The organism is Loktanella sp. DJP18, from assembly GCF_049310965.1.
In the GTDB taxonomy this organism is placed as follows: Bacteria; Pseudomonadota; Alphaproteobacteria; order Rhodobacterales; family Rhodobacteraceae; genus Loktanella.
Window position 1 is genome coordinate 1 of record NZ_JBMERN010000121.1, and the last position, 11,514, is coordinate 11,514.

General features: G+C 63.5%; 9 protein-coding genes, 2 pseudogenes and 1 other annotated feature. Of the genes and pseudogenes, 7 read left to right on the forward strand and 4 right to left on the reverse strand.

Annotation, left to right across the window (positions count from 1 at the left end; translation table 11 throughout):
* Positions 1-5: 5 nt before the first annotated feature.
* The 3 genes from ACOI1H_RS20765 to ACOI1H_RS20775 all read right to left on the reverse strand — a co-directional run bounded on the left by ACOI1H_RS20765 (position 6) and on the right by ACOI1H_RS20775 (position 2,836).
* Positions 6-1,901, reverse strand: a complete 1,896-nt coding sequence (locus tag ACOI1H_RS20765; RefSeq protein WP_422439857.1) for a PhoX family protein — start codon at positions 1,899-1,901, stop codon at positions 6-8.
* A gap of 189 nt (positions 1,902-2,090) precedes the next feature.
* Complete coding sequence (locus ACOI1H_RS20770; RefSeq protein ID WP_422439869.1) at positions 2,091-2,360, reverse strand: universal stress protein; 270 nt, start codon at positions 2,358-2,360, stop codon at positions 2,091-2,093.
* Positions 2,357-2,836 carry a hypothetical protein gene (locus ACOI1H_RS20775; protein WP_422439858.1) on the reverse strand — a complete coding sequence of 160 codons (480 nt, stop codon included), beginning with the start codon at positions 2,834-2,836 and terminating at the stop codon, positions 2,357-2,359. The genes ACOI1H_RS20770 and ACOI1H_RS20775 overlap by 4 nt, the downstream gene beginning before the upstream one ends.
* Before the next feature lie 126 nt (positions 2,837-2,962).
* On the opposite strand from ACOI1H_RS20775, the pseudogene ACOI1H_RS20780 reads away from it, so the two are divergent.
* Together ACOI1H_RS20780 and ACOI1H_RS20785 are read left to right on the forward strand one after the other, a co-directional pair.
* Positions 2,963-3,376 (forward strand): annotated as a pseudogene (locus ACOI1H_RS20780) (SulP family inorganic anion transporter); the annotation flags it as partial.
* 32 nt (positions 3,377-3,408) lie between these two features.
* Positions 3,409-3,464 (reverse strand) — a sequence feature (sul1 is cis-regulatory element that is thought to sense ions involved in sulfur or methionine metabolism; They are found in Alphaproteobacteria).
* A gap of 180 nt (positions 3,465-3,644) precedes the next feature.
* Positions 3,645-3,889, forward strand: a pseudogene (locus tag ACOI1H_RS20785) (DUF1289 domain-containing protein).
* 96 nt (positions 3,890-3,985) lie between these two features.
* On the opposite strand, the gene ACOI1H_RS20790 reads toward ACOI1H_RS20785, so the two are convergent.
* Positions 3,986-5,227 carry a cation:proton antiporter gene (locus ACOI1H_RS20790; RefSeq protein WP_422439860.1) on the reverse strand — a complete coding sequence of 414 codons (1,242 nt, stop codon included), beginning with the start codon at positions 5,225-5,227 and terminating at the stop codon, positions 3,986-3,988.
* 429 nt (positions 5,228-5,656) lie between these two features.
* On the opposite strand from ACOI1H_RS20790, the gene ACOI1H_RS20795 reads away from it, so the two are divergent.
* From ACOI1H_RS20795 to ACOI1H_RS20815, 5 genes are all read left to right on the forward strand, one after another.
* Positions 5,657-6,166 carry a hypothetical protein gene (locus ACOI1H_RS20795; protein WP_422439861.1) on the forward strand — a complete coding sequence of 170 codons (510 nt, stop codon included), beginning with the start codon at positions 5,657-5,659 and terminating at the stop codon, positions 6,164-6,166.
* A 13-nt stretch (positions 6,167-6,179) separates the two neighbouring features.
* Positions 6,180-7,442 carry an imelysin family protein gene (locus ACOI1H_RS20800; protein WP_422439863.1) on the forward strand — a complete coding sequence of 421 codons (1,263 nt, stop codon included), beginning with the start codon at positions 6,180-6,182 and terminating at the stop codon, positions 7,440-7,442.
* A 129-nt stretch (positions 7,443-7,571) separates the two neighbouring features.
* Positions 7,572-9,059: a di-heme oxidoredictase family protein gene (locus ACOI1H_RS20805; RefSeq protein ID WP_422439870.1), complete on the forward strand. Its 1,488-nt coding sequence runs from the start codon at positions 7,572-7,574 to the stop codon at positions 9,057-9,059.
* Entirely contained in the window at positions 9,056-10,039 is a 984-nt protein-coding gene (locus ACOI1H_RS20810; RefSeq protein WP_422439865.1) for an imelysin family protein, read from the forward strand. The genes ACOI1H_RS20805 and ACOI1H_RS20810 overlap by 4 nt, the downstream gene beginning before the upstream one ends.
* A gap of 1 nt (position 10,040) precedes the next feature.
* Positions 10,041-11,111, forward strand: a complete 1,071-nt coding sequence (locus tag ACOI1H_RS20815; protein ID WP_422439867.1) for a DUF1513 domain-containing protein — start codon at positions 10,041-10,043, stop codon at positions 11,109-11,111.
* Positions 11,112-11,514 lie beyond the last annotated feature (403 nt).

An 11,514-nucleotide genomic window follows, 5' to 3' on the forward strand; every position in this document is an offset into this window, starting at 1 on the left:
TTGGCTCAGCCGATCGCTGCACCGTCCTGTCGGCGGACCCAGATCACGCTGGAACGTGGTACAGGGCTGGCATTGGGAAAGTCGCCGCCGGGATGCTGGATGCCGACAAACGCCGTGGTCTTGTCTGCCGACCAGGTCAGACCCGTCACTTCCGACCCGTTCGGGCCGGTCATGAAGCGGGCGATCTCGCCGGACTCCGGGTCACCGACGAGCATCTGGTTGTTACCCATGCCGACGAATTCGCCTTCGTTGCTGTCGTCACCGTCCGTCTGGATCCAGATCATGCCGGTGGAATCAACCACCATGCCGTCGGGCGAGTTGAACATGTTACCGGGGGTGATGTTGACCGATCCAGCGTAGGCGTCGTCGTGCAGGTCGGGATTGCCAGCCATCACATACAGGTCCCAGTCGAAGGTATCGGCACCGTGGTCGGTGTCCGAGGGCCGCCAGCGTACGATCTGGCCATACTCGTTCGCGGCGCGCGGGTTGGGCGTGCCGTCCTCGGCGATCATAGCGTCACCGCCCGCATTCACAGCATCCGCAGCCCGATTGGAATTGTTGGTCAGGCAACAGTAGGCTTCGGGCAGGGTGGTCGAAACGGCGACCCATTCCGGACGGTCCATCGTCGTGGCACCCACGGCAGAGGCCGCCTGACGGGTATGGATACTGACCATCGCAAGGTCTTCCATGCCTGTCGTCTCGGGCGTCAGCGCAAGCCACTGGCCCGTGCCGTCGGCCTCGAACTTGGCCACGTAAAGCGTGCCGTCATCCAGCAGCGTCGAGGTGTCGCCGCCTTCGGTGTAGGTGCCGTTCGAGACATAACGATAAAGGAACTCACCACGTTCGTCGTCGCCGAGGTAGACCACGACGCGGTTGTCGGCGGCCAGCGCCATCGCCGCGTTCTCATGCTTGAACCGCCCCAGTGCCGTGCGCTTCATCGGCGTGCTTGCGGGATCGGTGGGGTCGATCTCGACGATATAGCCAAAGCGATTGGCTTCGTTCGGATCTGCCGTGATGTCGAAGCGGGGGTCGAACTTCTCGTAGGCATAGCGGCTTTCGGCACCAATGCCGTAGCGGTCGAAACCTTCAGGCATCGTCATTTCGGCATCCGTGGCACCGAAGTAGCCGTTGAAGTTTTCCTCGCAGGTCAGATAAGTGCCCCACAGCGTCTTGCCGGCACCGCAGTTGTTCAGCGTGCCAAGGACGGTCGTGCCCGCAGGATCGGCCGTGGTCTGCAACAGTGCATGACCGGCGGCGGGACCGGTCAGGGTCATCGGCGTCATGTGGGTGATGCGGCGATTGAAGGGGCTGTCGACAACCACGGACCAGCCGGTCCCGGTGTCTGCCACTTCCATCACGGTCACGCCCTGAAGGTTCATCAGCTTCATCGCGTCTTCGGCACTGTCGATGATGCTGGCCGATTCGCCAGGCGCGGCGGGCAGGTTGATGTCCTCGTTCACATACTCATGGTTGACGGCGATGACCTGCTTGCCATCGATCTCGAACAGCTCCATCCCGTCGGTGTTTTCACCGAAGACGCGGTCAGCAGTGGCTGCATCGCCGCCATTCGTCGGGTCCCAGGGGGCCGCGTCGGAAAACAGCGGATCTCCCCAGCTGACCAGAACGCCCCAGTCGTAGCCTTCGGGCACGTGGACGGTGAAATCGGTCTGAATGTCGATAGGCGTAAAGGCAAAGCGCGACGCCGCCTGCGCCCGCGCCGACGTCGATCCCATCAGGTTCAACGCGGTGGCGGCAGAGCCGAGCGCCAGAACGCCGGTCATGAAACCGCGACGCGACATGGCCGCCGCGACAACGCGGTCAAAATCGGTAGTTTCAGGGGCCGGACGACGCAGTTCATCCCATTCGTCCCAGCTCAGGTGGCGGGTGTCGACATCTTTCATGGCAGATTCTCCAATGACCATTTCGTTGGGACTGGGCCTAACTGCGCTTTCTAAGGGTTTTGTGACGGATCGCGAAAAGTGATCGGCACTTGCAGATCAGACGTCCATATTCGCAGGTATGCAGACGTGCGGCGCTTGCCGCCGACAGTGTGCCTGCGGATTCCTGCGACCGCTTACGCGACCGAATAATCAGCGATACAGCAACACCGGAATCCTGACGGTCTGAATCACGGCCGTCGTGATGGACCCGATGATGAGGTTGCGGATACTGTGGCCGTAGGGGCCCATGACCAGCAGGTCGAACCCTTTTGCAGAGACGACATCTTTGAGAACCTCAACAGGATCACCGGTGGCGGTAGGGGATGTCGCGTGCAGGCCCGCATCCTGCAACCTTGCGGTGGCCGCATCGGCGGTAGCCTTGGCCTTGGCCGCATCCTGACCGATGCACAGTACCGTCAGGTCGAGGTCTGCAAAGACCGCGCTGTCGCCATGCGGTCGATCGCGACCTTGACGCTGGTGCTGCCATCGTAGGCAACCAGCACCTTGCTGATCGGCTTGTTGGCGCGTGACGCGACAAAGACCGGCACCGTTGACGCCCGAATGATCCGTTCGAGGGTCGATCCCGGATGGCCTGAGGCGAAGCCATGACCTTCACCGCGCTTGCCGATGGTGATGGCACGGATGTCTGCCTCAACGGCCTGCACGGCGTCCAGCAGATCACCCTTGCGCAGATGCAGCTTCACACTGGGGACACCGTCCTGTCCCATGATCGCTTTGGCATCCTCGAGGATCGCGTGACCTCTGGCCTGCGCCACCCTGTCACGCTGTTCATCCAATGACGACAACTCGACCAGCAGCGCAGACCGGGCCCCCAGATGCAAAGCGCCAGACAAATCCGACGTCGCGGCCAATAGAAGCCGACCGAGGACATGCATCCCCGTCGACGCCTGCCCCCAGCTTCTGCGCGACCGCGGGCATGAGAATCGGCCCCAGCAGGTTGCCCAATCCAACCACGAGGATCAGCAGCACGACCCCGGCGGTAAGACATGAAAGCCGTCCGCGCCATCGCCTTGTCGATCATCGCGGGGGTCGATCCAAAGGCCGGCGTTTATGCGTCCTTTTCCATCGTTGTTCTGATCGCCATCGTCGGCGGCAGACCCGGCATGATCTCTGCGGCCACGGCCGCAAAGGCCGTGCTGATGATCACGCTCGTCCGGGACCACGCGCTGAAGCAACTGCTGGCTGCCACCGTGTTGGCAGGACTGGTCCAGATCGGAGCAGATCTGTTGAAGCTTGGCCGGGTCATGCGCTATGTGTCCAAATCCGTGACGACCGGCTATCTGAACGCGCTGGCGATCCTGATCTTCATGGCGCAATTGCCGGAACTGAACCTTGCGGGTTCCGGTGTGACCTCTCTGACCTATGCGCTGATGGCGTTGGGCCTTGCGATCATCTATCTGCTGCCACGCCTGACGACCCTGTTCGGCAAGGCCGTTCAGGGTGCATCAAAAATCCGGCGGATCGACGGTCAAAAGAGCCACCCGGGTTTTCACCGGGTTCTTGCGTCCGGATGCCTTTTCCGCCAGCCGGAAGCCAAAGATCCGCATTTGCCATGGCCGGGGCCGCATCACAGCTGCGTAGCCCTGTCGTCGCGCATTGATCGACGCGTCTGTCCGATTATATCCAACCGGACGGCGTGTGACGCACGATCCACATGGCTTCCCCGAAAATACCGTATCCAAAATGTCAAAACTGCCCAGCCCCTGCATCGATGTCTGCAAGTTCCGGCGAGAGGGGCATTGCATCGGCTGTTCCATGACCAAGCCGCAGAAAAGATGTTCAAGTCCCTGAACAAGCCCGCGTTTCAGGTCGCCTTCATCACGATGCTGCGGCACCAGCAGGCGGCATTGGGGAAATACCGGCACTGGACCGCAGCCTATCTGGCCAAATGCGCCAAAAAGGGCGTGACGCCGCCGTTCGTGCCCTAGGCCCGACGACTTCGCCTTCTCCGGCTGGGACGAACGCCGGCGTCGCACGACGTCTCGCCGGACCGGCGCGCAAAGGACTGTTGCCGTCGCCAACCGTCAGTCCTCGATCTTGCGCATGGCCCATGTGACGCTGAAGCCGTGCAGCATCGTCGACAGCAGGATCACCAGTCCGACCAGCGACCAAAGCTGACTTTCGTTCACGAACTCCATGTGGGTCACCGCATAGCACAGATAGTAGATCGAGCCGATGCCGCGCACGCCATAGACCGACACGGCCGCGCGGTCGCGGTAAGGCAAGTCGGTGCCAAGCAGGCTCAGCCACCCGGCGACCGGGCGCACGATCAGGATCAGGATCAACGCGACCCAGACCTGATTCCACGTCAGGTCGGCAAATACCATCGGCAGGATTGACCCCAACGCGATCAACAGCAGGGCGGTCAATGCGTCCTCGATGGATTCCGTGAAATCGTGCAGGCGACGATGGAAATGATGGCTTTCCTCCACCCGTCGCAGGGTCAGGCCCATGACTGCGACAGCGATGAATCCATAGCCTTCGATCAGTTCGGTCGACCCATAACACAAAAGGACGCCGGCAAGGGCCAACACCCCGGAACTGGTGTCGGCCAGAGGTGCGCCACTGGGCAGGGAAAAGAACGCGAGGCCCAATGCGCGACCGCCGGCCCACCCCACCGCGACCCCGACGGTGATGCGGTAGACCACATCCCAGACAAGCCAATCCACCAACCATGCACCCGGATTCAAACCCTCGGCCGCCACGATCAGTCCCAGATAAACGAACGGAAAGGCGAGGCCGTCGTTCAGACCGGCCTCGGTCGTCAGGGTGAACCGGACAGGGTGTTCCTGCCCTTCGTGCGGCGGCCCGACCTGAACATCCACCGCCAGCACCGGATCGGTCGGTGCCAGCACCGCACCCAGCAGGATGGCCCCCGCGACGGTCAGCCCTTCGACGGTGTAGCCCAGCAATGCCACGGCGGCGATCGTCAACGGCATCGCGATCCCCAGCAGGCGCCCGGTCGGTCCCCATTTCCGCCAGGGTCGCAGACTGTCGATCCGCATTCCCGTGCCGAACAGCGCGATGATGACGCAAAGTTCGCTCACGATCTCCCAGGGGCGGGCCGCCTCGCGCGGGTCGGGCAAAGGCGGCATCGCGGGTATCAGCAACGTGGCCGCTGCACCAAACAGGATCATCAAAGGCGCAGACACCGGCTCATTGCGTGACACAAGCCGCGGCAACCATCGTGCGGTGATCATGATCAACCCGATCACCGTCAATGCGACGTGATAGGCGCTTAGGTCAAAGAAGTCGTCAGGATACATCGTTGGTCCGGTTCCGTGAGATCAAGTCGTGCGAGGTGACGGCGATCACGGAACCGTCATGCCAGACTTCGCAATCTGTCAGTCCGATCGATCAAGACGCAGGCACATTTCGGGAACCAACGCAGGGTGTCGGCATATGTCACCGCAGGATCGGTCATTTTCCACATCTGCACGGACTTGGCGCGATGTGCGGTCGTTCCGGGGTTAGTCGTAAAGCTGCAACAGATGACTGAGTTATTTTATCAACTATGCCGGTTGACGTATCCGACTTTTTTTGTAAGGTAATATCGAGCGGGCCAGATTAATCCGCCAGAGTCTCTGCGAGACCGTATCAGGAGGTGACACCGTGACTGCCACGATTGCCCGAATATCTTGCCTTCTGCAGTCCGGTCAGACCGGCACCCGGAACGCAGCACCGGATCAGCGCGCATGACGATGCAATTCGATTTGGACGCGAAGGCCCCTTCGCAGACACGCGGGGCGGCCCCGGTCGGTGCATTGCAGGAGCTACCCCCCGTCGAACTGGCGGCCATCGTCTATCTGCGCGCCTGGTGCGAGGGTGGTGACGACCGCGGGATCATCGCCAAGGACTTTCGGCTGGTCATGGGCCATGCCGAGGGTGCGGTCGCGGCAGCCGACTTTCACGACCTGATGACGATCCTGCTAGGGTCTGCCCGGCGTCCCATCATGCGACACGGCCTGGGCTGCAGATGCTTTGGCGGCGACGAAAGCGCATTTGCCCACATGATCGCGGCGGCGGCCAGCGGAAGCACGGAAGACGCGATGCTGTTCGCCAGCATCCTGATGTCGGGCGATGCCGCCTGGGCAGCAACGCGACTGGCCGACCGGCTGGGACAGACGTTCCTGCGCCTTGCGCGCGGTCCCGGCCGCAGACAGGCCCCGACCCATGCAACCACACCAACACCCTATACACACTGAAGGACCTCGACCCATGCGATCCACTTTCACGGCGGCCCTCTTCACGACAGCACTGACCGCGCTGCCTGCCCATGCAGTCGAACGGACCGAGGTGCTGGAGACCTATGCCGATATCGCCGCCGCCGCCTATGCCGACAGCCTGACCGCCGCACAATCCTTGCAGGACGCGGTGAACGCCTTCATCCAAGCGCCGTCGCCCGAGGGGCTGACCGCCGCAAGAACGGCCTGGCGCGCGGCCCGCGTCCCCTACATGCAGACCGAGGCCTTTCGTTTCGGCAATCCCATCGTCGACGATTGGGAAGGCCGCGTGAATGCCTGGCCGCTTGACGAAGGGCTGATCGACTACGTCGACGGCACCTACGGAGGGGCGACCGACGAAAACGCCTTTGCCGCGCTGAATGTCATCGCCAGTCCGGCATTCACCCTGTCGGGTCAGCAGATCGACGCATCCGAGATTACACCGGCGCTTTTGCAGGACACCCTTCAGGAAGCCGATGGCGTCGAGGCGAATGTCGCGACAGGCTATCATGCAATCGAATTCCTGCTGTGGGGTCAGGACCTGAACGGCACCGACGCCGGTGCAGGCGACAGGCCGTGGACGGACTTTGCGGTGGGTGACGCCTGCACGAATGACAACTGCGACCGCCGGGCGGATTACCTGCGGGCGGTGACGGGCCTGCTGGTCGACGACCTTGCGGAAATGGCGGGCGCCTGGGCCGACGACGGTGCCGCGCGCGGTGCCCTGCTCGACGACGAAGCGGCCGGCCTCTCTGCGATGCTGACCGGCATGGGCTCGCTGTCTTATGGCGAACTGGCGGGCGAGAGGATGAAGCTGGGCGTGATGATGAACGACCCGGAAGAAGAACATGACTGCTTCTCGGACAACACGCACCAAAGCCACTACTACGATGGCCTTGGCATCCAGAACGTCTATCTTGGCAGCTATGTTCGGCTGGACGGCAGCTCGATCAGCGGCCCGTCACTGTCCGATCTGGTCGCGGCGTCTGCCCCGGATACCGACGCGCAACTGCGTACCGAACTCGCGGCCTCGGTCGCGGCACTCGATGCGATCCGCGCTGCAGCCGATGACGGCATGGCCTATGACCAGATGCTGGCGCGGGACAACGCAGAGGGCGAGGCACTGATTATGGCGGCCGTCGATGCGCTGGTCACGCAGACCCGGTCGATCGAACGGGCTGTGACCGCCCTTGACCTGTCCGGGATCGCGGTCGAAGGGTCCGACAGCCTCGACAACCCCAATGCGGTGTTTCAATAGGAAAACGTGGTGATCGCCGGCCACCATATTCGGATTGCAAGGCGTGGTGCCGCGCGGGCGGAAGGCTATGATCTTTGCGCTCTCGCGCTTGTCCTGGCCGGTCTGGCCGGGACCGCGCAGACTCAGACAATGGCCGATCTGACGCAGGCGCATCTGGACGTCACGCCGCGCACGGCGACAGAGGCCGCGCGCGTTGCGGCCGTGACCGCGCCTACGACCGATTTCGCGGCACCCGAACCGTTCGAGGCGAACGGCGGCGGTGCCGCAACGGTGCGCGCGAGAGAGAATGCCGATGCGTTCTCTCAGGCGTCAGCCAACATCTCTTTTGCGCGGGAACTCGATTTCAAGGTCGGCAACGGGCTGTTCCGCAAGTTGTGGGTGTCGTCGCCGTCATCCACGCAGGTGTCCGACGGGCTGGGACCGCTTTACAATTCGCGGGGTTGCCAAAGCTGTCACCTGAAGGACGGGCGCGGCCATCCACCCGAGGGGCCGGACGATGACGCCGTCTCGATGTTCCTGCGCATTTCCGTCCCTGCGGTCGGCCCGGCCGACATCGACGCACTTGACGCATTCCTGCTGAGCCTTGGCGACACGCCGCTGCGGACGGCGCCCGATCCGATTTACGGCGGCCAATTGCAGGACTTTGCGGTGCAGGGTCACGACGCCGAATACCGACTTGGCATCACCTATGAAGAGATCGCGGTCCCGTTGGCGGGCGGTGATAACGCGACCCTGCGCAAGCCGACCTACACCGCCGCCGATCTTGGCTATGGACCGTTGGCGGATGGCGCGATGCTGAGCCCGCGCGTGGCCCCGCAGATGATCGGTCTGGGCTTGCTGGAAGCCATTCCGGCAGCCGACATCCTGGCACGGGCAGACCCCGAAGACGCAAACGGCGACGGCGTTTCCGGGCGCGCGCAGATCGTCTGGTCGTTCGAACACGCCCGCCCCATGCTGGGTCGCTTCGGTCTGAAGGCCGGTGCGCCCACGATCAAAGAACAGTCCGCCAGCGCCTTTGCGGGCGACATGGGCATTTCCTCGCCCCTCTTCGACGCGCCCTGGGGTGACTGCACAAAGGTCCAGACGACATGCCGCACGGCCCCCGACGGCAGCAAAGGCACGCCTGAGCGGACAGAGATCGGAACAGAGGGGCTGGACCTCGTGACCTTCTATGCCCGCAATCTTGCCGTGCCGGCGCGCAGGGATGTGGACGATCCCGAAGTGCTGCGCGGCAAGACCGTCTTTTACGACACCGGCTGCACCGCGTGCCATACGCCGAAACACGTCACCGACAGGCTGGACGACCAGCCAGAGCAGAGCTTTCAGCTGATCTGGCCCTATACCGACTTGCTGCTGCACGACATGGGTCCGGGGCTTGCGGATGGCCGCCCCGAAGGACGTGCGACAGGACAGGAGTGGCGCACGCCGCCGCTGTGGGGTATCGGCCTGACCGAGGCCGTATCGGGCCACACCTATTTCCTGCACGATGGACGGGCGCGGTCCCTGCTGGAGGCGGTGCTGTGGCATGGCGGCGAGGCGCAGGGCCAGCGCGATGCCGTGGCGAACCTGCCACCCGCAGACCGCGCTGCCCTTTTGCGATATCTGGAGTCCCTGTGAAACACGTCCTAACGCTCACGCTCGCCTTTGCCGCGACCTCGGTCATGGCAGACATCGACGCCACCATCGACGACCACATCCTGCCCGGTTACGCGGCCTTTGCCGATGCCACGATGGCGCTGGACGATGCCGCCGCGTCCACTTGCGCCCCCGATGTCCTGCGCCCGGCGTGGCAGGCGGCCTTCGATGCATGGTTGGGGGTCAGTCACCTGCGGTTCGGCCCGGTGGAACAGGACGGACGCGCCGTCATCATCGCCTTCTGGCCGGACACGCGCGGGGCGACGCCCAAGGCCTTGGCCAGCCTGTTCGCAGACGCGGACCCGATCATCGCAACGGCAGAAGGCACCACGCAGATCTCTGTCGCCGCGCGCGGGTTGTTTGCGCTGGAATACCTTCTTTACGACCCGCAGTTTGCCGATCCCGGCACCTATGGCTGCGGCCTGATTCAGTCGCTGGCAGCGGATCTTGCGACTGTCGCGGATCAGGTCGATTCCGCTTGGCAGGGCGACTATGCCACGACCCTGCGGACGGCGGGTGCGGCCGAAAACGCGACCTACCTCAACGACCGTGAAGCCCGGCAGGCGCTGTTCACGGCCTTGCTGACGGGGCTGGAATTCACGGCGGATCAAAGGCTGGGTCGTCCGCTCGGCACCTTCGAGCGGCCCCGCCCGACCCGTGCAGAGGCCTGGCGGTCAGAGCGCAGCGCGCGCAACGTGATCCTGTCGCTGACCGCACTCTCGGACCTTGCCCGCACCTTGACCGACGACGGCGCGCCGCAAACCGTCGCTGCCATGTTGCGTGCCATCACACTGGCCGAAAACCTTGACGATCCGTCCTTTTCCGGCGTGTCGGACCCGACCGGCCGCCTGAAGGTCGAGATCTTGCAACAGGCCGTCCACACGGCCCGCGACGCGGCCCTTGCGGAAATCGGCCCGTCGCTGGGTGTGTCGGCCGGCTTCAACGCAACGGATGGAGACTGACTTGACCACACGCCGCGGATTTCTTGCCACGCTCCTTGCGACGGCCACGCTGCCCACATTGACCTGGGCGGATGCCGGTGGTCCCGCTTTCCTCGCCGCGGCGCGGGAACCGGACGGCGGCTTTGCCCTGTTCGGTCTGACCGACCGGGGACAAGAGACCTTTCGCATTCCCCTGCCCGCTCGCGGACATGCGGGTGCCGGCCATCCGTTCCGGCCAGAGGCCGTGACCTTTGCCCGCAGGCCCGGCACCTTTGCGCTGGTGATCGACTGCGCCCGCGGTCAGGTCACGCAGCGTCTGACCGCACCTGCTGGTCATCACTTCAGCGGTCACGGCACATTTTCGAATGACGGCGAAACACTGTTCACCGCCGAGGTCGACGACGCAACGGGCGAAGGCTGGATCGGACAGTGGTGCCGTGCAGACGGTTACCGCCGGATCGGTCAATTCACCTCTGGTGGGATCGGTCCGCACGAGCTGACGCGGCTGCGCGATGGGACGCTGGTCGTGGCGAACGGCGGCATCATCGTGGCCCGCGACGATGAAAGGACGAAGCTCAACCTCGGGTCGATGCGCCCGAACCTCAGCTACCTGTCCACCGCTGGCGCGTTGCTCGATCAGGTCACGCTAGCGCCTGACCTCTCCCGCAACTCTATCCGCCACCTTGCGACGCATGCCGATGGCACCGTTGCCTTTGCGATGCAATGGGAGGGGGCAGAGACGACGAACCCCCCGCTGCTGGGATTGCACCGCCTGGGGCAGGAACCGGTCCTGTGCGCAGTCCCCGAGGCAATTGCACCACGACTGAAAGGATATGCCGGCAGCGTGTCCTTCGATGGCGATCAGAGGAGGGTTGCGTTCACCTCGCCCACCGGCGGCGTCGTGGCCGTATTCGACCACGAGGGTCGTTTCCTTGCCATGCCCCAACGTCCGGACGTCTGCGGCGTGGGGGCCGGGCCGGACGGCTTCGTGACGACGGACGGTCTGGGCGGCGTGATGGCGTTGACGGCTGATGCTTTCAGCCCCTTCGCCACCTTCGATCGGGCTTGGGACAACCATCTGATCGCGGTCTGAAGCGACAAGGCCTGTTTCTTGACGGACCAGAATTCGTTCTGACCTGCGCGGGCCGATCACACCCCGACCCGGTAAGAGTTGGCCACCGCCAACTCTCCGATCTTGGCGTGCTTATCCCTGACCTGGTGTTCATCGATGTTCGGCACCTTGATTATACCATGTTGAAAGACCTAGACGCACCGACCGGCAACGCGCGCTCGTTGTTGGATGATGGTCGAATACATGCTGTTCCAACACGGTCTCCTCGTCACTCAGCGCCTCATTGTACTCGCGGTGCCCATCCTTGGTTTTGCGATCCGACGTCGCCTTGAGAGAAAGAACATGATGTCGACCATCTTCGATCAGGCCGACTGATTTCAGACATGGGTGCGGGCTGCCGCAACGGCCCGCCCCTTGTCAGATC

Coding starts and splice junctions, on each gene's coding strand:
- ACOI1H_RS20765 (WP_422439857.1), bottom strand. CDS start 1,901: ATGAAAGATGTCGACACCCGCCACCTGAGCTGGGACGAATGGGATGAA.
- ACOI1H_RS20775 (WP_422439858.1), bottom strand. CDS start 2,836: ATGCATGTCCTCGGTCGGCTTCTATTGGCCGCGACGTCGGATTTGTCT.
- ACOI1H_RS20790 (WP_422439860.1), bottom strand. CDS start 5,227: ATGTATCCTGACGACTTCTTTGACCTAAGCGCCTATCACGTCGCATTG.
- ACOI1H_RS20795 (WP_422439861.1), top strand. CDS start 5,657: ATGACGATGCAATTCGATTTGGACGCGAAGGCCCCTTCGCAGACACGC.
- ACOI1H_RS20800 (WP_422439863.1), top strand. CDS start 6,180: ATGCGATCCACTTTCACGGCGGCCCTCTTCACGACAGCACTGACCGCG.
- ACOI1H_RS20805 (WP_422439870.1), top strand. CDS start 7,572: ATGGCCGATCTGACGCAGGCGCATCTGGACGTCACGCCGCGCACGGCG.